The organism is Povalibacter sp. (assembly GCF_036735925.1).
GTDB lineage: Bacteria > Pseudomonadota > Gammaproteobacteria > Steroidobacterales > Steroidobacteraceae > Steroidobacter.
Genome location: NZ_DAINNK010000030.1, coordinates 32,918 through 53,471 on the forward strand (window position 1 = coordinate 32,918; position 20,554 = coordinate 53,471).

15 protein-coding genes are annotated in these 20,554 nt (G+C 65.3%); 5 read left to right on the forward strand and 10 right to left on the reverse strand.

Annotation, left to right across the window (positions count from 1 at the left end; translation table 11 throughout):
• Nucleotides 1–22: 22 nt before the first annotated feature.
• The 6 genes from V7D81_RS11105 to V7D81_RS11130 form a co-directional block, all read right to left on the reverse strand.
• Nucleotides 23–658, reverse strand: a complete 636-nt coding sequence (locus V7D81_RS11105; RefSeq protein ID WP_324316583.1) for a thiol:disulfide interchange protein DsbA/DsbL — start codon at nucleotides 656–658, stop codon at nucleotides 23–25.
• A gap of 18 nt (nucleotides 659–676) precedes the next feature.
• On the reverse strand, nucleotides 677–1,375 hold the full coding sequence (locus tag V7D81_RS11110; protein WP_324316584.1) for an FKBP-type peptidyl-prolyl cis-trans isomerase: 699 nt from the start codon (nucleotides 1,373–1,375) through the stop codon (nucleotides 677–679).
• 54 nt (nucleotides 1,376–1,429) lie between these two features.
• Nucleotides 1,430–1,807, reverse strand: coding sequence for a hypothetical protein (locus V7D81_RS11115; RefSeq protein ID WP_324316585.1), 378 nt, complete (start codon nucleotides 1,805–1,807; stop codon nucleotides 1,430–1,432).
• Nucleotides 1,808–1,910: 103 nt separating this feature from the next.
• Complete coding sequence (locus V7D81_RS11120; RefSeq protein ID WP_324316586.1) at nucleotides 1,911–4,022, reverse strand: M3 family metallopeptidase; 2,112 nt, start codon at nucleotides 4,020–4,022, stop codon at nucleotides 1,911–1,913.
• Nucleotides 4,023–4,429: 407 nt separating this feature from the next.
• Complete coding sequence (locus tag V7D81_RS11125; RefSeq protein WP_324316587.1) at nucleotides 4,430–5,611, reverse strand: DUF3089 domain-containing protein; 1,182 nt, start codon at nucleotides 5,609–5,611, stop codon at nucleotides 4,430–4,432.
• Between the two features lie 177 nt (nucleotides 5,612–5,788).
• Nucleotides 5,789–6,802 (reverse strand): SMP-30/gluconolactonase/LRE family protein, encoded by a 1,014-nt coding sequence (locus tag V7D81_RS11130; protein WP_324316588.1) that lies wholly within the window; start codon nucleotides 6,800–6,802, stop codon nucleotides 5,789–5,791.
• 206 nt (nucleotides 6,803–7,008) lie between these two features.
• Between V7D81_RS11130 and V7D81_RS11135 the strand changes: the two genes are divergently transcribed.
• Complete coding sequence (locus V7D81_RS11135; RefSeq protein ID WP_324316589.1) at nucleotides 7,009–9,201, forward strand: TonB-dependent receptor plug domain-containing protein; 2,193 nt, start codon at nucleotides 7,009–7,011, stop codon at nucleotides 9,199–9,201.
• A 24-nt stretch (nucleotides 9,202–9,225) separates the two neighbouring features.
• On the opposite strand, the gene V7D81_RS11140 is transcribed toward V7D81_RS11135, so the two are convergent.
• Nucleotides 9,226–9,642: a winged helix-turn-helix domain-containing protein gene (locus tag V7D81_RS11140; protein WP_324316590.1), complete on the reverse strand. Its 417-nt coding sequence runs from the start codon at nucleotides 9,640–9,642 to the stop codon at nucleotides 9,226–9,228.
• A 91-nt stretch (nucleotides 9,643–9,733) separates the two neighbouring features.
• On the opposite strand from V7D81_RS11140, the gene modA reads away from it, so the two are divergent.
• On the forward strand, nucleotides 9,734–10,972 hold the full coding sequence (modA, locus tag V7D81_RS11145; RefSeq protein ID WP_324316591.1) for a molybdate ABC transporter substrate-binding protein: 1,239 nt from the start codon (nucleotides 9,734–9,736) through the stop codon (nucleotides 10,970–10,972).
• A 225-nt stretch (nucleotides 10,973–11,197) separates the two neighbouring features.
• Here modA and V7D81_RS11150 read toward each other — a convergent pair whose 3' ends face one another.
• Entirely contained in the window at nucleotides 11,198–12,283 is a 1,086-nt protein-coding gene (locus V7D81_RS11150; protein ID WP_324316592.1) for an efflux RND transporter periplasmic adaptor subunit, read from the reverse strand.
• A gap of 201 nt (nucleotides 12,284–12,484) precedes the next feature.
• Nucleotides 12,485–15,568, reverse strand: a complete 3,084-nt coding sequence (locus V7D81_RS11155) for an efflux RND transporter permease subunit (RefSeq protein ID WP_324316593.1) — start codon at nucleotides 15,566–15,568, stop codon at nucleotides 12,485–12,487.
• A gap of 460 nt (nucleotides 15,569–16,028) precedes the next feature.
• Between V7D81_RS11155 and V7D81_RS11160 the strand changes: the two genes are divergently transcribed.
• Both V7D81_RS11160 and V7D81_RS11165 read left to right on the forward strand, forming a co-directional pair.
• Complete coding sequence (locus V7D81_RS11160) at nucleotides 16,029–18,050, forward strand: MFS transporter (protein WP_324316594.1); 2,022 nt, start codon at nucleotides 16,029–16,031, stop codon at nucleotides 18,048–18,050.
• Nucleotides 18,051–18,183: 133 nt separating this feature from the next.
• Nucleotides 18,184–18,465 (forward strand): hypothetical protein, encoded by a 282-nt coding sequence (locus V7D81_RS11165; protein ID WP_324316595.1) that lies wholly within the window; start codon nucleotides 18,184–18,186, stop codon nucleotides 18,463–18,465.
• Nucleotide 18,466: 1 nt separating this feature from the next.
• Here the strand turns inward: V7D81_RS11165 and V7D81_RS11170 are convergent, their stop codons facing one another.
• Complete coding sequence (locus tag V7D81_RS11170; protein ID WP_324316596.1) at nucleotides 18,467–20,050, reverse strand: hypothetical protein; 1,584 nt, start codon at nucleotides 20,048–20,050, stop codon at nucleotides 18,467–18,469.
• Between the two features lie 200 nt (nucleotides 20,051–20,250).
• Here V7D81_RS11170 and V7D81_RS11175 point away from each other — a divergent pair, with 200 nt between their 5' ends.
• Nucleotides 20,251–20,451, forward strand: coding sequence for a hypothetical protein (locus tag V7D81_RS11175; RefSeq protein ID WP_324316597.1), 201 nt, complete (start codon nucleotides 20,251–20,253; stop codon nucleotides 20,449–20,451).
• Nucleotides 20,452–20,554 lie beyond the last annotated feature (103 nt).

Consider the following 20,554-nt stretch of genomic DNA (forward strand, 5'->3'; position numbering starts at 1 on the left):
CTCCGTGTGAAATTCCGAACTCTTACTTGCCTTCCTGCGCCGCCAGCTCGATCACCTGCGTTGCGTTGGCGAGCATCTGGTTGAAGTCGTTGCCGAGCACGACGTACTTGCCTGCAACCACGAGCTGCGGGATGCCCTGCACCTGGTAGTCCCGCGACAGCCGTTCCGCGTGCGATGCGCGGGTCGAGACGTTGAACGAGTTGAAGGTCTGGCGGAACTTCGCCTCGTCGATGCCCTGGCTCACCGCCCAGCGGGCGAGGCTGTCCTCGTTGTACAGCTGCTGCCCTTGCTTGTGGATCGCATCGAACAGCGCGCCGTCGAGACGCGCCAGATCGCCGGTGGCTTCGAGCGTGTAGTAGGCCCGCACGAGCTGGCCCCATTGCGCATGACCCATCGACACCGGAATCCGCACGAGCTTCACGTTCTTCGGCAGCTTCGCCGCCCACTGGTCCAGCAGCGGATGAAAGTGATAGCAGTGCGGACAGCCCCAGGAAAAGAACTCGATGACCTCGGTCTTTCCCTGGGTTTCCGGTGTCTGCGGATTCGCCAGCTTCGAATACTCCCGGCCTGCGGTCGGTGCGGCCTGCAGCGCGCCTGCAAACAGCAGCGCGGCAGTTGCGAGCATCCAGACGGAACGGCGCAATGACGTGACCCGCATCGAGAGTTTCCCGGTGAGTTACTTGGCGGCGGCCGGCGATTCGATGCCGAGCAGTTCGACTTCGAACACGAGCGTGGCACCCGGCTTGATGTCCGGCGGCGCGCCGCGATCGCCATAGGCGAGATCGGACGGGCAGACCAGCTTCGCCTTGCCGCCGACCTTCATGAACTGCACGCCTTCCGTCCAGCATGGAATCACGCCATCGAGCCGGAAGGTCGCCGGTTCGTTGCGCTCGACCGAGCTGTCGAACACTTTGCCGTTCGGCAACGTGCCGTGATAGTGGACCTTCACGGTGTCGCTGGCCGTCGGCGAGGCGCCGGTGCCTTCGGTGATCACCGAGTACACCAGGCCGGATTCGGTCTTCTTCGCGTCCTTTTCTGCGGCGGCCTTGGCCAGGAACTCCTGGCCCGCCTTCTTCTCGACTTCCGCCGCCGCGCTGACGCGCTTCTGCTGCAGTTCCTGGATCTTCGGGAAGTAGCTCTGCACGTCGACCTTCGGCTCCTTGTGGAGCGCGGCATCGGCGAAGCCGGCCTTCACCTGTTCGAGTTCGGCTTCCGTGAGATCGAAGGATCCGGCGTTGCGGCCCAGTGCCGCGCCGAGCGCATAGAACGTCTTGTCTTCTTCGGTCTTCGGCTCGGCCGCGCCGACGGGCGCGCTGGGAGAAGAGCAGCCGACGATGGCCAGAGTCACCGCGACGGCGAGCAGGGAATGACGCATGGGAAATCCTTGTGTATTGAATGAGCAGGCGGGAGTCGCGCCTGACGCGGGAGTCTACCGGTTCGGCTGCGGTGCCGTCTGCAGGCAGCACGCCTGCAGGCCGGCGTCGCTGTCGACGCTGCGCGCGCAATCTACGCCGCGGCGATCAGCCTCCAGGTCGCGCCATTGCGCGTCGCCAGGACCCAACAGATCGCGCAGTTCCTTGCCGAGGCTGGCGAGGCCCGCTTCCGTGACGCTGCAGTGGCGGGCGATGAGGCCGGCGGCGATGCAGTGGGTCTGGGCGTCGGGAAGGCTCTGCGGCAGTCGATCGCGCAAGGCTGCCTGCATGCAGCCGTAGCTCGACTGCGCTGCGCGCGATTCGCGTTGCGGCAGCGGCGCGCAGGCGGTGAGAACGAAGGCGAAGCTGCAGGCCGCAAGGAAGAACCGCGTCATTCGGATTGACTCTTCTTCCTGTCAGGCTGTAGGTCAGGCTTTAGCCTGACTCTTCAGATGACCGGCTGAAGCCGGCCCCACAGGAAGAGGGAATCCTGACGCCTCACTTGGCCAGCTCAAGTCCCCGCGACTCCAGCAGCGGCCCGATGTCCGGATCCTTGCCGTAGAAATCGCGGAACAGCGTGAGCGAATCGACGCTGAAACCCTTCGACAGGATCTTCTCGCGCAGGCGATCGCCGTTGGCGCGCGTCAGGCCGCCATTCGTCTTGAACCAGTGCTGCGTGTCGCGCGCCAGCACGTCGCTCCAGATGTAAGCGTAGTAACCGGCCGAGTAGCCGATGGGGCTGGAGAAGACGTGCGAGAAGTACGTCGAGCGATAACGCGGCGGCACGGCGTCGAGGTCGACGCCCGCGGTCTTGAGTGCGGCGGCTTCGAAGCGGGCGGCGTCCGCAGCTTTCGGTGTCTTGCCGGCCGGCAGCTGATGCCACGACTGATCGAGCATCGCGGCGGCGAGGTATTCCGTCGTCGCAAAGCCCTGGTTGAACTTGCCGGCAGCCAGCACCTTGTCCATCAGCGCCTGCGGCATGGCTGCGCCGGTCTGATAGTGCTTCGCATAGTTGGCGAGCACGCGCGGTTCGGTCGCCCACATTTCGTTGTACTGCGACGGGAACTCGACGAAGTCGCGGGGCACGCTGGTGCCGGAGAACGTCGGGTACTGCACGTCGGAGAACAGGCCGTGCACGGCGTGGCCGAATTCGTGGAACGCCGTGGTCACTTCATCGAACGTCAGCAGCGTCGGCTCGCCCTGCGGCGGCTTCGGAATGTTGAGATTGTTGACGACGACCGGCTTCTTGCCGAGCAGCTGCGACTGCTCGACGAAGCTGTTCATCCACGCGCCGCCGCGCTTGTTGTCGCGCGCGTACCAGTCGACGAGGAACAGGCCCAGCGGCGAACCGTCGGCATTCGCGACTTCGAACACGCGCACGTCTTCCTGGTAGACCGGCAGGTCCTTGCGTTCCTTGAAATTCAGGCCGTACAGCTCGTGCGCGGCGAACAGCACGCCATCGACCAGCACGCGATTCATCTCGAAATACGGACGCACCTGCGATTCGTCGTAGGAGTACTTCGCGGCGCGCACCTGTTCGGCGTAGAAATCCCAGTCCCACGGCGCCAGCTTGAAGGGCTTCGTGCCACGCGCTTTCGCCTGCGCATCGATCAATGCCTGCATGTCCGCCGCTTCGGCGCGCGCATTGGCGACGGCTGGCGGTGCGAGCTGCGCCAGCATCCTGTTCACGGCCTGCGGCGTCAGCGCCGTTTCATCTTCGGTGACATAGGCGGCGTGCGTCGGATAGCCGAGCAGCGCGGCGCGTTCGGCGCGCAACGCCACGATCTGTTCGATCAGCTTCGTCGTGTCGAATTCGCCGCCCCAGCCGCGATGGATCGACGCCTCGTAGATGCGCTGGCGTGCAGCGCGATTTGTCATTTGCGCCAGCGGCGGCTGGCCGGTGGTGTTGAGCAGTGCCACGACCCACTTGCCGTCGAGCTTGCGGGTGCGCGCCGCTTCGGCCGCGGTGGCGATCTGCGCCTGCGACAGGCCATCGAGATCGCTCACCTTGTCGAACACGACCGCTGCGGCGTTCACGCCCTTCAGCACCGTCTGGCTGAACTGGGTCGTGAGCGACGACAGCTGCTGGTTCATCTGTTTGAGCTTCGTCTTGTCGGCTTCCGACAGCTTTGCGCCGGCGCGCACGAACAGCGTGTGATAGCGCTCCAGCAGGCGCAGCGACTCCGGGTCCAGCTGCAGCGACGCGCGCTTGCCGTACAGCGCAGCGACGCGCGCGAACAGCGCCGGGTCGAGATAGATCGAATCCGAATGCGCCGACAGCTTCGGTGCGAGATCGGTGCGCAGCGCTTCGAGATCCGGATTCGTGTGCGAGGAGGTCAGGTTGTAGAACACGCTGTTGGCGCGCGCGAGCAGTTCGCCCGAACGTTCCAGCGCCACGATGGTGTTCTCGAACGTCGCGGCTTCCTGGCTGTTCGCGATTGTCTCGATCTCGCGTTTCTGTTCCGCCATGCCTGCCTCGATGGCTGGCCGGAAGTGCTCGTTGCGGATCTTGTCGAACGGCGGCAGCTCGTACGGCAGCGGGCTCTTGGTCAGCAATGGATTGCTTTGGGGATTGACCGCATCGGCAGCGGTCGCAGCGGAAGCATTCATGAGGATCACCGGAAGACAGAGCAGGGACAGCAGGGCAGCAGAAAGCTTGCGGGGATTCACGACGGACATTCGCCAAATTCCTCGGGATCTGCAATTACAGGGGTGTCAGCCGCGACACCGTAATGCGATTCGTGGGGAATTCTCAATCGGGCGGGACCCGCGATCGGCGTTGTATACCGTTACGGCGACAGAAGAAATTTCACACGGAGTTCACGGAGATCACGGAGAAGACAAGGATTTCGCACAGAGAACACAGAGGCAAGAAGACAAAACCATTCCTTGTTTCTCTTCCTGTGGGGCCGGCTTCAGCCGGCCTTTGCACTTGAAGAGGCCGGCTGAAGCCGGCCCCACAGAAGAAGCTCTTCGGATCTTTACTCCGTGGTCTCCGTGGTCTCCGTGTGAAACTCCTACTTCTTCTTCAGATACGCCTTCGACTGCTGATCGACGACCGAGAGCAGGTCGCCCATGGTCAGGTTGGCGTCGATCAGGTGCAGACCCCAGTCGGCCTGGACCTGGCCGCCGGCCACGACGTCGCCGACGATGTCGTCGGTGCGCGGATCGTCGGGGTTGCCGCGGACAGTGATTTCCAGATACGAGCCGTGCTCATTGGCGACGCATTCCGCGCTCAGCAGGCCGGGCACGCTGACGAAGGGCGTGTTGATGGGCTGCGATGGTGTCACCCAGGGCGCGGGCTCACCGGAGGAATTCGCGGCGCGCGAGGCGCTGAGATAGGCATGCAGATCGGCGCGACCGCCTTTCAGCGCCGCCGGATTCGTGCACGCCGACATCATGCTGTCGCCGGGCACTTTGCCGAAGCGCGTGTTGGCCGGCGGCGGCACGGTCGAACGGAATGACGCGAACGAGATGATGCAGCCGGTCTGCGTGGCCGCATGACACAGCGGCATGTTCTTGAACGAACCGCCGACATCCTTGCCGACCGGCACCGCGACGTTCCAGCCGAGCAGCAGCGCGGAAACGATCTGCGACTGCACCGGCCTGCCTTCGATCTCGCGCGCGATGAGCTGCGTCAGCACGCTCGAGCCCTGCGAATGGCCGATCAGCACGACGCCGCGACCCTTGTTGTCGTTCTTCAGATAGTGGTTCCAGGCGTCGACGACATCGTTGTAACCGAGGTTGCGGTCCATCGGCATGATCTTGCCGGCGATCATGGCCTGCAGCGCCGTCAGGGTGATCTGGCGGTAGAGCGGCGCATACAGCCGGCACTGCGAACCGAAGCGTGCGAACTGCGCACGGATGACCGACTTTTCTTCCGGCCCGGCGATCATGTCGCTGTTGCCGGTGATGTCGCGCGAGACCGTCGGATAGACGTAGAAGCAATCGATCGGGGCGTTCGGGTTCGACGTGAAGCTCTCGTTCGTCAATGTGCCGTTGGCGGCGACGACGGTGGTGGAGAGATCGATCGTGCACGCATCCTGACGGTCCGGCCGGCACAGCCAGTTGTCGCCGTCGGCATAGTCGTTGGCGATGGGCGCCGCCGGCGCAGGCGCTGTCTCGGGTGCCTGCGCAAACGAACTGGAGGCGAGCAGGGAATAGACGGCGGCGACGGCGATCAGATCGAATCGGGACATGCGGGATGCTCTGGTTACTGCAATGCGGGCGGAGACAGTGCGAGGCAGTGTGCCAGAAGGATCGAAGCGCGACGCCGAGGTGAAAGTCAGGTCGCGTAAGGAATTGTGAAGGTTTGGGTTTTCTTCGAAGGCCGCATTCCGCGCGGGCGACCGGCGGGGAAACGAGCGCAGCGCCCGCTAGCGATTTCCCTGAATGCTCAGGCGGATTCGCGCCAGGAAGGTATGCGAGGTCAGGTACAGCGTGCGGCCGTCGTCGCCGAACGCACAGTTGGCGATGGCGCTGCCGGTGCGGATGCGGCCGAGCCGTTTTCCCGAGCTGTCCATGATCAGCACGCCGCCCGGCGCCGTGGCGAACACCGTGCCGTCCGGCGTCACGCGCATGCCGTCGGGCAACCCCGGTGCGTCCGGCGCCTTGAGATCGCTGGAGTCGGCGAAGACGCGCTTGTCGAGCACCTCGCCGCGTTCGTTCAGCGAGAACGCCATCCAGATCGGACGGCGCGGATCCGAGTTCGCCACGTACAGCGTGCGCTCATCGGGCGACAGCGCGAGGCCGTTCGGGAAGGTCATGTCCCGATCGAGCAGGTGCACGCTGCCATCGGTGTCGATTCGATATACGCCGTTGAACGGCAATTCCTTGTGCTTCGAGTCGTTGAGGCCTTCGAGGCCGTAGGGCGGATCGGTGAAGAAGACGACACCGTCGCTGCGGCGGATGACGTCGTTCGGGCTGTTGAAGCGTTTGCCTTCGAAGTGTGTCGCCAGCGGCGTCTTCTGTTTCGTTGCGATCTCGAAGCGCGCGACCTGGCGATTGCCGTGGTCGGCCATGAGGATCCAGCCCTCGCGGTCGGGGAACAGGCCGTTGGCGCCGGGCTCGCGGAAGATGCCGGTCTCGGTGCCGGCATAGCCGGAGGGTTTGAGGAATACGTTCAGCCCTTCCGTCGGCGACCAGCGATACATCGTGTTGCCCGGCACGTCCGTGAAGAGCAGGTAGTTGCCGGAGGCGATCCAGACCGGGCCTTCGGACCAGATGAATCCCTCGGCCAGCTGCTCGAGGCTCCACACGCGCGGGACGATGGCATCGATCGCGGGGTCGAAGCGTTCGACACGAGCCTGGGTGGCGGCCTGCGTATTCATGGCGATGAGGGCGAGCAGCAGCGACGAAATGATTCGCGCCTTGAGGCGACGGCTTTGCATCAGGATTCCTGATGAACTGTTTGCGCCGACTGTAACCGCTGCGTCGCCGCGGTGACAACCGCCGATGGTTTTTCGCCGCGCGGCACCCGACCAGAATATACAGACGGACATAGCGGTTGCCGCGACACCGCTATATCCTTCCGGATATTGCGACCCGCTGCCGCGAAGTCGCATCCCCGCAACCACAGAAAAAACAGCGAGACAGCATGCAGTATCGATATTCGGGAATCGCCGGCGCATTGTTTGCTTGCGCCGCCGCACAGAACGTCGCATCGGCCGACGATGCAGTGTTCGAACTCGGCCGCATCACCGTCACGGCGCAGCGGATGCAGGAATCGGCGGTCGCGGTCGCGGACAACACCGTCAGCAGCGCCGAGATATGGAATTTCGATCGCAATACGCTGACCGACGCCGTGAAGCTGGTGCCCGGCGTCACCAGCAACTTCATCTCCAACGGCCGCCGCAACGAAGGCGACATCAGCGTGCGCGGCTTCGATCGCTGGCGCGTACCGCTGTCGATCGACGGCATTCGCGTCTACCTGCCGGCCGACAACCGCATCGACTTCAACCGTTTCCTGACCGCGGATCTGGGCGAGGTGCAGGTTCGCAAGGGCGTCGTGTCGGTGCTCGACGGTCCGGGCGCGATGGGTGGCGCGGTGAACCTGGTCACCCGCAAGCCGACCAAGGAATTTGAATCCGAGTTCCAGCTCGGCTCCTCATTCGACCGCGGCGCCGACTACGACGGCTGGTTCGGCACGGCCATCGTCGGTACGAAGCAGGATCTCTGGTACGCACAGGCCAGCGCCACCGTGCTCGACCGCGACAGCTGGTCGCTGTCGAAGGACTTCCAGCCGGTGGTTTTCAATCCCGGCGTGACGCCTCCTCCCAGCGCGCAGGGCGAACGCGAGCGGCAGGGCTCGGCCACCGAGGACTCGCGCATCAACCTGAAGGCCGCCTTCACCCCGAACGAGACCGACGAATACACGGTGAGCTTCACGAAGCAGCAGGGCGAAAAGGCAGCACCGCTCGGCGTGGATTTCTATCTGCCCGACGGCCGGCAGAATTGCCCCACCAGCGCGAACAACCCGCAATGCGGCGGCACGGCCAGCGCGCCTTATCAGGCAAACAACTTCTGGACCTGGCCGAGCTGGGACGTGCAGAGCGTCTACTGGCTGTCGCATACCGAGTTCGCCGGCGGTGCGTATCTGAAGACGCGGCTTTCCTACAGCGAGTTCGACAATGCGCTGTTCGCCTGGGATGACGGCACGTACAGCAGCCAGTCGCAGGGTCGCAGCTTCCAGAGCTACTACCACGACAGCAGCTTCGGCGGCAGCGTGGAGACGGGTCGCAGCTTCTTCGAGGGCAGCACGACGCGCGCCGCCGTCCACTGGCGTCGCGACCGGCACAGCGAATACAACTTCAACCGGCCGACTGCCCCCCAGGCGAATACCGAACCACAGCAGAACAGCGAGGAGAAGACCTGGTCGCTGGCACTCGAGCACGACTGGGCGGTGGGCAGCACCGTGGATCTGGTCGCGGGCATCAGCTACGACGAGAACGAGCGCACGCGGGCCGAGGAATACGGTACGCCGACGGCCAGCCTGGGCCTGACATGCATCGCCGGTTCGCCGCCATGCCTGTACGACCAGCCGCTCGGCGACGACAGTGCCTTCAACTGGCAGACCGCCCTCCAGTGGCACTACGCCGACGACGCGCAGTTCGGCGCCAGCGTCTCCTCGCGTTCGCGCTTCCCCAACAACTTCGAGCGCTACAGCACGCGTTTCGGCATGGCGATACCGAACCCGAATCTCGGCACCGAACGGGCCGTGCAGTACGAGGTGAACTGGCAGGCGAAGCCGATAGAAGGCCTGCAACTGTCGGCGGCGGTGTTCTATGCCGACATCCAGAACATGATCCAGACCGTGATCGTGCAGACGGCGCCGCAGCTGACGCAGACGCAGAATGTCGGCGACGGCAGCCACTACGGCCTGGAGCTGAGCGGCGACTGGACGGTTGCACCGCAGCTGAGAGCCGGCGCGAACTACAGCTACCTGCAGCGCAAGATCGACGATCCGGTGCCGGCGAATCTCAAGCCGGTGGGTACGCCCGATCACCTGGGCTTCGTCTACCTGGACTGGCAGGCGCTGCCGTCGCTGAGCGTGCGGCCCAGCGTCGAATTCGCCGGTGACCGCTGGACGGACGTCAACGGCAGCGCCACGGCCAGCTATGCACGCATCGGCCGCTACACGCTGACGAATCTGCAGGTGAGCTGGCAACCGCTCGCCAATGTCGAGGCTGTGCTGGGCGCGCGCAACCTGTTCGACGAGTACTTCGAACTGGCCAACAACCTGCCCGAGCCGGGCCGTTCGCTCTACACGAAGGTGCGCATCAGCTTCTGATGCGATGGGGGCTGCGGCGACTGATCAGGCCTGCCGGCGCACTGCGCGCCGGGTCGAGGCGGCCTTGCGGGTGATCGAGCGGCGGACGCCGGCGGTGCGATCGCTGGTTTCCTGCAGCAGGGCGCCGAAGTGCTTCGGCGCCCGCGCATTCATGTCCTTCTCGAAACTGCGATAGGCCGACACCAGCGCCTCGCCCATTTTCGTGAGCGTCGCGCCGCCGCCGCCGGAGCCGCCGATGGTGGTCAGCACCAGCGGCGTGCGGAAGGTCTGATTGAGGCTGCTCAGCAACTGCCAGGCGCGGCGGTAGCTCATGTCGAGTTCCCGCGCCGCCTGGGACAGCGAACCGTAGTCGCGCATTTTTTCCAGCAGGGCGACCTTGCCGGGACCGATCGCATTCTCCGCGTCGAAATCCAGACGGAATGTCACTTTCAGCTTGCCCACGATCGATACCTCCGACGAGCGCCGGATCAGTCTATCGCTTGCCAGCGCAACGTGCGCTATAGACAATCATGCATAACGAATGGAGCGAACCATGGTACGTACCCTGACCCGTCGAATGCTGCTTGCAGTGCTGCTGCTGTCGTCGCAGATGGCAATGGCAGCGGAAACAGATACGCGTCAGCCGCTCATCGTGTTTGCCGCGGCCTCGCTCACCGATGTGCTGCAGCAGATCGGGCCGCAATACACGGCGGCGTCCGGGGTGCCGGTGAAGTTCTCGTTTGCGGCGAGTTCCGCGCTGGCGCGACAGATCGAGTCCGGCGCCCGCGCCGACGTTTTTTTCTCCGCCGACCAGGAATGGATGGACTACCTCGCGCAGCGCAACCTCATCGATACGCAGTCGCGCGGCAACCTGCTGGGCAATCGCCTGGTCCTGATTGCACCCAGCACCAGCCCGGTGACCCTCAAGCTTGCTGCGGACGCACCGTTGATCGCCGCGCTCGGCAAGCAGGGACGTCTGGCGACCGGCGATCCCGATTCCGTTCCCGCCGGACGCTATGCGAAGGCGGCGCTGCAGTCGCTGAATCTGTGGCAGGCCGTACAGCCGCGCCTCGTCGGCGCCGAGAACGTTCGCGCGGCACTCATGTACGTCGCGCGCGGCGAAACGCCGCTGGGCATCGTCTACGCCACCGATGCGGCCGTGGAGCCGCGCGTAAGGATCGTCGATACGTTCCCGGCGAATTCGCACCCGCCGATCACGTATCCCGTGGCGGCAACCCGCGTGGCCGGCACCGACGCGCAATCGTTCCTTGCTTTTCTGCGCAGTGAGGACGCGTCCCGCGCCTTCACCATGGCGGGGTTCAGTCTGATACCGGCGATGGTCTCGGGATGTACGGGATTCCGGTTCAATCTGGACCATGAGCTGAAGCTGTTTGCGACGGATCCCCGGAAGATCGAAGGGTCCTCCGGCGCCGAGCCGACGAAGATCGAGGCGGACACGCTGTACGCCGCGCTTCTGAAGCCGCAAGCCGCGGTACGTTTTGCGGTGGCGCCGGAGAAAATCACCGTCGCCGACGGCTCCTATGCCGGGCTGTTCCGCATCGATGCGGGACGTGCCGCGCGCATGCGGGTCACGCTCGATGAAGCCGCGTGGATCGATGTGACCAATGCGGGTCGGCCGCTGCAGTCCGTGCAGCACACCGGCGGCCACGACTGCAAACTGCTGCGCAAGAGCGTCGAGTTCGCGCTCGAGCCCGGCAGCAAGCCAGTCATTCAGATCAGCGGCAGCACGGCGCAGGACATCCGCCTGGCCATCAGCTTTCCTGCTCCCTAGTGGAGATGCGATTGAATCGTGCGTCCCTTCCTCCGCGAAGCGGAGGACAGGATGGGTTTCTGTAGGTCAGGCTTCAGCCTGACTCTGAAAGAGGCCGGCTAAAGCCGGCCCCACAGTAAGAGGCCCCCACCCTAACCCTCTCCCCATTGTGCGGAGGAGGGGATCGGACCAGAGGCGATCGACTCAGAAAATCCTCAATGAAGTCAGGCTGAAGCCTGACCCACACTAGCGCGACAGCGCCTGCGAGCTGCCGCCCGGCGAAGTCACGGCCGCTTCGCGCGTCAGGATCGTGACCCGCTGGCCGTCCTGCAGGCGTTCGACGCCGCGCACGACGACCGTATCGCCGGCCGCGACGTTGCCGCGGATCATCACGACATCGCCGTCGCTGGCGACGGAGGCGACCGCGACCCGTTCTGCCGTGCCGTCGGCGCGCACGCGCATGAGGTACTTGCCGTCCTGTCGTTCGGCGATGGCATCACGCGGCACCACCAGCGCGTCGGTCGCTTCGCGTTCGGGCAGTCCGATCTCGATCGGCGTGCCGACGCTGAGCGCACCGTTGGCCAGCGTCAGCCGCAGTTCGAACTGGCGCGAGCGATCTTCGCCCACCGGCACGACGGTGCGGACACTCGCAGGAAACTGCTTACCGGCGACACGCACGGGCAACTCCATCTCGGGCTTCACGAGTCCGGCCAGCGACAGCGGTCCCTGCGCGCGCACTTCGAGATGCACCGTGTCCACGAGATGGACGATGGAGGCACCCGTCGTCACATATTCGCCGCGCTGTGCCAGCCGCTCCGTGACGATGCCCGGGAACGGCGCACGGACTTCGGTCTGGCCGAGATCGTGCTGCGCGGCGCGCTGTCGCACCTGCGCCTGCTGCAATTGCGCCGTGAGCACTGCGAGCTGCGAACGGACTTCATCGAGCTGGGTCTGCGAAATCGAACTGTTGGCCAGGCTCTCGATGCGCCGCAGCTGCCGTTCCGACATGGAGCGCTGCGCCTCGATACGAGCGACCTCCGCTTTCGCGTCCTCCACCTGCAGTCGCAGCGCTTCGTCTTCCAGTTTCGCGACGCGCTCGCCGGCGCGCACGCGCGTGCCGACTTCGGCGACATAGTCGAGCCGCCCCGCCGCACTCGTCGCCAGCTTCGCATCGTTACGGCTCACGACCCCGCCCGGCACCCACCGGCGCGGCGCCACGCGCGCCACATTCGCCTTCGCGACCTCGACGACGACGGCCGGTGCCTCAGGCGCCTGCGCCCATGCTGTCGACGCCACAAGCATCGACAGTGCAACTCCATATCTCATGCTCATTCGCAAGTCCTCTTCAAGGAGCCGGATTTCACACAGAGATCACAGAGTTAAGAGGAAGAAGAATTTCCACGGGGGACACGGGGAGCACGGGGCTCGGAACAGAAGAGTTTTTCTCTTGTCCCCGTGCTCCCCGTGTCCCCCGTGGAAATCTCTCTTCTCTCATCTCCGAACTCCGTGATCTCCGTGTGAAATGTCTTCCTCTCACGCATGCTGCGCAGAAGCCGCCGCCAGCACCGTCTCGCGGCGTTCATAAAACAGCCGCACCAGGCTCGGCAGCAGCACGATCGAGAACACCATGCTGACGATGACGCCGGCGACGTTCACCGCGGCGAGGCCGCGGTAGATGGTGCTGGCGGGGCCGGGGTTCACGACCATCGGCAGGGCGCCGAGCGCGCCGGTGAGCGTGCTGGCGACCATCGCGCGCAGGCGCTGGTTGAGCGACATGCGCAGCGCGGTTTCCAGATCGTGGCCGTGATTCAGCGCGTCGCGCGTGCGGTCGATCAGCAGGATCGAATGATTGACGATGATGCCGATCATCATGATGAAGCCGATCATCGTGAGCAGATCCAGCGGCTGGAAGGCGAACAACCCCAGTGCGCGGATGCCGGCGACGCCGCCGGCCAGCGCCAGCGGTACGGTGAGCACGACGATGAGCGCATCGCGCAGCGACTGGAACATCGCCGCCATCAGGAGCAGCAGCACCAGCAGCGCCAGCAGGAAGTTCATGCCCATGGTCGAGATGATGGTGTCGAGCCGGTCGGCGCTGCCGGCAAGACGGATGTTGGCGTCGGACGGCAGCGATGCGCGCAGCGACGGCACGATGTCCGATTCGATCTTTGCCAGCATGTCTTCCAGCGACAGCGTCGGCGGCGGATCGATGGTGAGCGTGACCGTGCGGTTGTGATCGATGCGACGGATCTGCTCGGGCGCCAGCGCCGTTTCCAGATGCACCAGTTCGCCGAGCGAGACGATCTCGCCCGAGGGTGTGATGAGCGGCGCCTGTGCAAGCTCTTCCGGCGTTTCGCCGACATTGGTGCGCAGGATGATGGGTAGCCGCGATTGGCCGTCGAAGTATTCGCCGAGCCACGCGCCGTCGCCGAGCGTGCGCACGATGGTGCCGAGCGAGGCGCGGTCCCAGCCGACTTCCGCGATACGCCGATCGTTCGGTTCGGCGCGCAGTTCGAGCGTCTGTACGTCGGTGCTCGGGAACGACTGCACGTTCGCACCGACGAACGTCTCTTCGAGCTGCTTGCGACCCGCGTCGGCCGTTGCGTAGAGCGCAGCGGAATCGCTGCTTTGCAGGTGGATGGCCACCGAGCGCGCCGAGCCGCCGACGCCGCCGAACAGTTCACCTTCGTTGGCGAACACGCGCGTGTCCGGGAAGCCGACGATGATCTCGTCGCGCACGATGCGTTCCAGTTCGCCGATGCGACTGTCGTCGATCACGCGTGCGCCGAGCGTGCCGCCGCCTGGCCACAGCAGGATGTAGTAGTTCTTGAGTTTCGGTTCCTTCTCGCCGGTCATGTACGGCTGCATGCGTTCGATGATCGTGCCGGCCATTTCACGGTCGACCGTCTCGGGACTCATGCCCGGCGGGAAGCTGAAGTACGCATCGATCGCGGCGCGTTTCACCGGCGGCAGGTAGTCGAGCTTCGGCAGCATCAGCCAGGCGAGCAGCAGCGGCGCAACCAGCAATGTGCCCACCCAGGTGAGCTGCTGCCGGCGCGTGCGCGTCTTGTCGATGACCCAGTCGGTGAGCCGCGGCCAGCCGGCGCCGTAGCCGGAGTTCTGGCCGTGACTGCCGAGAAAGCGCCCCGCCGCAGCAGGCACGACCGTGACGGCCACCAGAATCGAGAACGCGACCGCAATCGAAATCGTGAGCGCGAGGTCCGCGAAGATCTGGCCTTCGACATCCTCGAGAAACAGCACCGGCAGGAAGACCGCGATGGTGGTCGTGGTGGAAGCAAAGAGTGCCGGCACGACCTGCGCCGTGCCGTCATGCGCCGCCTGCCCGATGGGCATGCCCGATTCCTTCAAGCGGATGATGTTGCCGCAGACCACGATCGCGCCTTCGACCACCATGCCGACGGCGAAGGCGAGACCGGCGAGCGAGATCACATTGATGCTGCGTCCGGCGAGATGCAGCGCGCAGAACGTCGCGAGCAGACACACGGGAATGGTCGTCGCGATCAGCACCGTGGCGCGCTTGTCGCGCATGAACCACCACACGCACACGAGGGCGAGCAGGGCGCCGACGACCAGGTTCTCGATCAGCAGATTCACGGCGCGACGGATGAACAGCGAGGCATCGAAGGATTGTTCGATGCCGAGGCCGCGTGCTTTCAATGGACCGTCGCGCAGGTCGGCGACGACTTCCTTCACTTCCTCCAGCGTGCCCAGCACGTTTGCGCCGGGCGCGCGAATGATGCGCAGACCGATGGCCGGATTGCCGTTCTGATAGGAGAAGAACTGGCGCTCCGGCGGCCGCAGTTCGACGGTGGCGACGTCGGCCATGCGCACGGGCTGGCCGTCGCGCCACGCCAGCACCAGCTGGCCGAGTTCTGCGGCGTCGTAACGACCCGTGTATCGCAACGAATACTGACGGCGGCCGACGTCGAGCTGACCGGCCGACACATTCGTCGCGCTCGCGGCCTGCCGCGCGATGTCGTTGATGCCGATGCCGAGCGCTGCGGCGCGTGCCAGATCGACGGTGATGCGCACGTCATCGGGCGGACCGCCCTGGACTTCGACGCTGGCGACGCCGGGCACCGCTTCGATGCGCGGCTTGACGACATCCTCGATCAACCGCCGGTAGCGCTCGATCGGCCCTTCGGTGCCCGGCAGCAGCTGCACGAAGAAGAACGAAAGCTGCTGGTTCGAATCGCCCTCGGCACCGCCCAGTTGCACGACCGGACGATCGACGTCGCGCGGCAGCGGCGGCAGCCGGCTCATGCGGCCGATGACGTCCACCAGCGCGGCCTTCATGTCGGTGCCGATCGCGAAGGTCAGGAAGACCTCGCTGCCGCCGGCGCCGGCGTTGCCGTTGATCTCTTCGACGCCCTGCAATCCCTGCAGCACCTGTTCCTGCGGTTCCAGCAACTCCGCCTCGACTTCCTCCGGTGATGCACCGCGCCAATGGGTGAAGATCGAGATCGTCGGCCGCTCGATGTCGGGAAACAGCTGCAGCGGCAGTTCCTTGAGGCTCAGGGCACCGAACAGGCAGACGAGGAGCACGGCCACACCGACCGCGATCGGATTGCGTATGGAGGCGGCGATGAGGCGCACGACAGTTTCCTCTCGGGCCAGTCTGAAAGGTGGCGATTTGACTGCGGCTCAGGCCGGGAGTTTGCGTGCCTGCGACCAGGCGGCAGTGCGGTGCGGCGAGGCGTTTTTCCCTGGCTGCGGGGATTGGATGCGGCAGGGCGGCGGTTGGTTGCAGGGAGGAATGGCCGCAAAGAGGCACAAGGCTCGCAAAGACAGAATTCGGAGAGAAGCCTCGGAAGGAAATTCCGTTTTCTCTCACTTTGAGTTCTTTGCGCTTCTTTGCGGCCATTCTTCTTTGGGGGGTTGCGAGATCGAGCCACCAGTCAAGGTTGTTCCGCAATCCGTGCGTCGCCTTTGCCGGCCTGTTCGGCTATCGTTCCGCGCGCCCCGTCGTGCTCCAGATTCACTACTCAAGCATTACGGCCGCGTAATCCTTGAGCCCACGAACCGTGCGTCGGACGCGACGCGCTGAGGACGCCGCTTGACCGACGTTTCCGTGACGCCCGCCGAACGGCGGCTGATTCTCTGGGCGCTCGCCGTGGTGCTGCTGCTCAGCGCGCTCGATCAGACCATCGTCTCGACGGCGATGCCGCGCATCATCGAGCAGCTCCACGGCATGAACATGTATGCGTGGGTGACGACCGCCTATCTGCTCACGTCCACCGTCGCCGTGCCCATCTACGGCAAGCTCAGCGATCTGTACGGACGCAAACCGATCCTGATCGTCGGCGTGCTGCTGTTTCTCGCCGGCTCGGCGCTGTGCGGGCTGAGCGGCGAGTTCGGCGATCTGCCCGTGCTCGGCAGCGGCATGATGCAGCTCGTGATCTTCCGCGCCCTCCAGGGGCTCGGCGGCGGCGCGCTCATGTCGATGACGTTCGCCATCATCGGCGACCTGTTTCCGCCGCGCGAACGCGGCAAGCTGTTCGGCCTGTTCGGTTCGGTGTTTGGCTTCGCCACCATCATCGGGCCGTTCATCGGCGGCTTCTTCACCGATCACGGCACCGTCACGCTGCTCGATCACGAAGTCGCCGGCTGGCGCTGGGTGTTCTACGTGAACCTGCCGCTCGGCCTGCTGGCGCTGTTCATGGTGGCGTACCGCATGCCCAAGCTGAGGCACGGCGGCGGCGGACGCGTGGACTATCTCGGCGCCGCGCTGATCGTGACGACGGTGACGCCGCTGCTGCTGGCGCTGACGCTGGGCGGAACCACGTATCCGTGGGATTCGCCGCGCATCACCGGCCTGTTCGCCGCGGCCTTCGTGTCGCTCGTCATCTGTCTGTGGGTCGAGTCGCGCACCAGGGACGCGATCATCCCGCTGCACCTGTTCCGGATTCACACCTTCCGGGTCGCCGTGCTCGCTGCCTTCGTCGTCAGCATGGCGTTCCTCGGCGTGGTGATGTTCATGCCGCTGTACATGCAGGTCGTGCAAGGCATCAATGCCACGCAGAGCGGCTTCGCGCTGCTGCCGCTGATGGCCGGGCTCATCCTCAGCAGCACGATCTGCGGCCGGCTCGTGACGCGCACCGGTCGCTACAAACCCTTCATGGTCGGCGGCGGACTCGTGCTCATCGTGGGCGTGATCCTGCTGTCGCAGATTGGGCCGCACACCACGTCGCGCGATCTCGCCTGGCGGCTGGCCATCACCGGCATCGGTCTCGGGCCGACGCAGAACCTGTTCAGCCTGGTGATCCAGAACGCCGTGCCGCTGACCGAACTCGGCGTCGCCTCCAGCATGAGCCAGTTCAGCCGCCAGATCGGCTCGACGGTCGGCGTCGCGATCTTCGGCACGTTCCTCAGCCACAGCCTGCACGACGAGCTGCCGAAGCATCTGCCGCTGCTGCCGGGCAGCACGGCGCAGGAGATCGATCTGAGTCGTGCGCAGAGCCAGGCGATGAACGAGCAGCACATCCACGACAGCGTCGATCGCGCACTCGCGGCGCGTTTCGCCGTCATCGAACGCGCCTATGCGGGCGATGAAGAGGCCGTCGCCGACATCCTCGGCGAACCGCGCCTGCCGGAGGCGCTGAAGGCATCGCTGCGCGACGGCGGCATCCGCGCACGCGTGCGCCGGCAGCTCGAAGCGCAGGCCGATCGTGTCGAGGCCCGGCTGCGGGAAGGCGAAGCCGGTCGCGATGAACTGCTGGCCGACGACAGCCTGCCGGCGTCGCTCAGGACCCATCTGGCGAACCTGCCGGATCGCGCGCTGCGCAGTTCGGAATCGCTGCAGGGCGTGATCCCGATGTTCCGCGCTTCGATCCTCTCGCAGGAGAACGCGCAGGCGGACAGCGCGATCCGTCAGACGCTCGCCGCCGTGAAACAGGCCATGACTGCGTACTCGAAGACGCTGGTGGAACAGATCGGCGAAGGCACCCGGGCGGCGTTCTCCGGCTCGATCACCCACATGCTCAGCCGCGCCCTGTGGATCGTGGTGCTCGGCGTGCTGATCATGATGTTCATTCCCGAACTGCCGCTGCGCAGCCGGCAGACGCCAGCCGAAGCCTGAGCCGGCGTCTGCCGACAGGCGGCGCCCGCCGCCGGCATCAGGCGGAAGCGCAATCTGCGACGCATCCCCGGCCGGCCCGCGGCCATGTGACGCGCTGCTCGGATTCCGCTGTTGAGAAGTCCATAGTGAGGCCATGAGCTACGTCGCCTTGAAGTCCTCTGTTCACCTTGGACGAGAGCGCGGCCGCCGGTCTCGCAGTCGCCCGCAAAGGCTGGGCGAGCTCTGCGCCCTGGCGCTGCTCGCGGCAGCGAACCTTGCCATCCACCTGTTCTGCAACGAGTACATGAGCGGGATGCAGCAGTGCATCGTCGAACTGCCGTTGCATCTGCTCGTACTGCTGACCGCGCAGCACGTGCTGTTCGAGTGTGGGGCCGGCTTTAGCCGGCCTCTTGATCAGAGTCAGGCTGAAGCCTGACCTACAGACTCGGAGTTCCCGACGTGACGAACAGTGCCTGCAGCACGTCCCGCTGCTGCACGCGGGTCATCTCGCCGACTGTCAGCCAGTGAAAGCGGCCAGGCGGCGCGGCGGCAGCGGCGGCCTGCGCCGCGGCCAGATCGGTCTGCGCATCCGTCAGCGCGACGACGCGCGACAGGCCGGGAGCGCGCGCAAGTTCGCCCAGTTCGAAACTGCAGCCTTCGTTGCGGCGCTGGAAGCTGCGCAGGTCCATCAGCACGACGTCGCTGCGGCCCAGCAGGGCGGCCAGCGCTTCGCGCCAGGTGGTGTCGTGGCAATAGCACTCGTTGATGCGGTAGCGGCCCTCGGCGTCGGGATCGAAGTCGAAGGCCGCCATGCGCGCCGGAATCTGTGCGCCGTCCGCAATGAACCGCTCGGCCAGCCGGCCATCGATGAAGTTGAGGATGTCATCGACATCGAGCGTGCGTTCGAGCAGGTCGGTGCCGGCGATGAGCACGGTATTGCCGGAGAGGCGCCAGCGTTCGATCACGTGGTCGAACAGCGCGCGCATGGCGCGGTCGCGCTGGAAGACCCGCAGCACCAGCAGCGTGGGCGGCCGGCCGACAGGCCGTCGCCACCGTCGCATCATCAGCATGACGACAGGAATCCATAGCAGCGGCGACAGCATCACGGCTGCGCCGAACCCGGGCGTCGACATCCAGCCCAGCGCACGCGCCAGCAGGGCAATGCCCCAGACCGCGGTGAACAGGATCATCAGTTCGGAAAGCCACGCGCGCGTGTACGCGGCGGCGACTCTTCTCGCGAACCACTTGAGCGGCCACCAGGCGAGCACGCACGGCGCGATGAGGAAGAACAGCGCCACCAGTACCTGCATCGCCAGGCCGATCGGCGATTCATCCAGCGGCATCATCGTCGCCAGATGCGACGCATCATGGGTAATGAAGCTGTCGAGCAACGCGATGCCGACAGAGGTCACGGACACCAGGACGAACAGCGGCAGCAGCAGCACGGGCGCGATGGCGCGCGTGGCGTTTCCCATGCACAGGAGCGCGATCAGGAGAATCGTCGGCCCGACTTCGGATGCCAGGAACATCGCTGCCTGAGCGGGGTTGGGGTCGGTCTGGCGCCACACGATCACGGCCAGTGCGACCACGCACCACAGCGACAGCACGCCGAGCATGCGCAGCCGCGACCAGCGCCACAGCTGCGCGAGCACCGGAATGACGGGCCAGAAAAATACGAACGCCAGCGCCAGCGTGCGCGCAGGCGTGAGCAGGTTCTCGCGCATGAGTGCGAGCTGCAGCGCGGCACTGCTGAGTGCGATCAGCGCCGACAGCACGATCAGCGCCGAGGCCACGCGCCAGCCGTCGCGACGATTGTCGGCGGCGCTCACCGGTCGCGGCGCGGGTTGCGCGGGCAGTGCGGCCATGGTCTCGGACGGTGCGGCGACGTTCTCCGATACCGGGCGACTCATCAGCCTGCGCATCGCCACGCGAAAACGCCACGCCAGGAGCCATGCGCCGAGAACCGACAGCGCCGCTGCCAGCAGCACATGAAACATCAGCTCGCCGCTGGAATAGTGCATGGTCCGCGACACTCTGCCGCGATGGGCGATCCGATCATGCGCCGACGCCGTGTGCGCCGATCATCGTCCTGAAGTGCAGCGGCCGCCCCCTATGTGCTGTGCCCCGTCCAGCCCGGGAATCCCCTTATCCAGCGAGCGTCGCGGCGGCCGATGACGGCAGGGATGAGTCAGTTTTTGCGAGGGTATGTCGTGTCGGCAAGGTGAATCGCCTGTCCGATTCGCACTCGCACGGCAAGCTCGACATCGAACCCGAACTCTACAGGTTCTGGCTGGACGCGCTGATGAAGGCCGTGGCGCAGCACGATCCGAAGTTCGCGCCGCAGCTCGACCGGGTGTGGCGCACGGTCATGGGCAAGGGGATTGCGGCGATATCCGGCGGGTATACGCGTTCGGTGGCGTAGCCGGTTTCTTGCCTGCTCTTCCTGTGGGGCCGGCTTCAGCCGGCCTCTTTTCAGAGTCAGGCTAAAGCCCACTAGTGTCCGGTTAAGAATCGAACAAAGTCAG

Bases quoted from the DNA above. Each gene is read 5' to 3' on its own strand.
- V7D81_RS11170 (WP_324316596.1), bottom strand. From the start codon at position 20,050: ATGCACTATTCCAGCGGCGAGCTGATGTTTCATGTGCTGCTGGCAGCG.
- V7D81_RS11115 (WP_324316585.1), bottom strand. From the start codon at position 1,807: ATGACGCGGTTCTTCCTTGCGGCCTGCAGCTTCGCCTTCGTTCTCACC.
- V7D81_RS11125 (WP_324316587.1), bottom strand. From the start codon at position 5,611: ATGTCCCGATTCGATCTGATCGCCGTCGCCGCCGTCTATTCCCTGCTC.
- modA (WP_324316591.1), top strand. From the start codon at position 9,734: ATGGTACGTACCCTGACCCGTCGAATGCTGCTTGCAGTGCTGCTGCTG.
- V7D81_RS11110 (WP_324316584.1), bottom strand. From the start codon at position 1,375: ATGCGTCATTCCCTGCTCGCCGTCGCGGTGACTCTGGCCATCGTCGGC.
- V7D81_RS11150 (WP_324316592.1), bottom strand. From the start codon at position 12,283: ATGAGCATGAGATATGGAGTTGCACTGTCGATGCTTGTGGCGTCGACA.
- V7D81_RS11105 (WP_324316583.1), bottom strand. From the start codon at position 658: ATGCGGGTCACGTCATTGCGCCGTTCCGTCTGGATGCTCGCAACTGCC.
- V7D81_RS11120 (WP_324316586.1), bottom strand. From the start codon at position 4,022: ATGAATGCTTCCGCTGCGACCGCTGCCGATGCGGTCAATCCCCAAAGC.
- V7D81_RS11135 (WP_324316589.1), top strand. From the start codon at position 7,009: ATGCAGTATCGATATTCGGGAATCGCCGGCGCATTGTTTGCTTGCGCC.
- V7D81_RS11165 (WP_324316595.1), top strand. From the start codon at position 18,184: ATGAGCTACGTCGCCTTGAAGTCCTCTGTTCACCTTGGACGAGAGCGC.
- V7D81_RS11130 (WP_324316588.1), bottom strand. From the start codon at position 6,802: ATGCAAAGCCGTCGCCTCAAGGCGCGAATCATTTCGTCGCTGCTGCTC.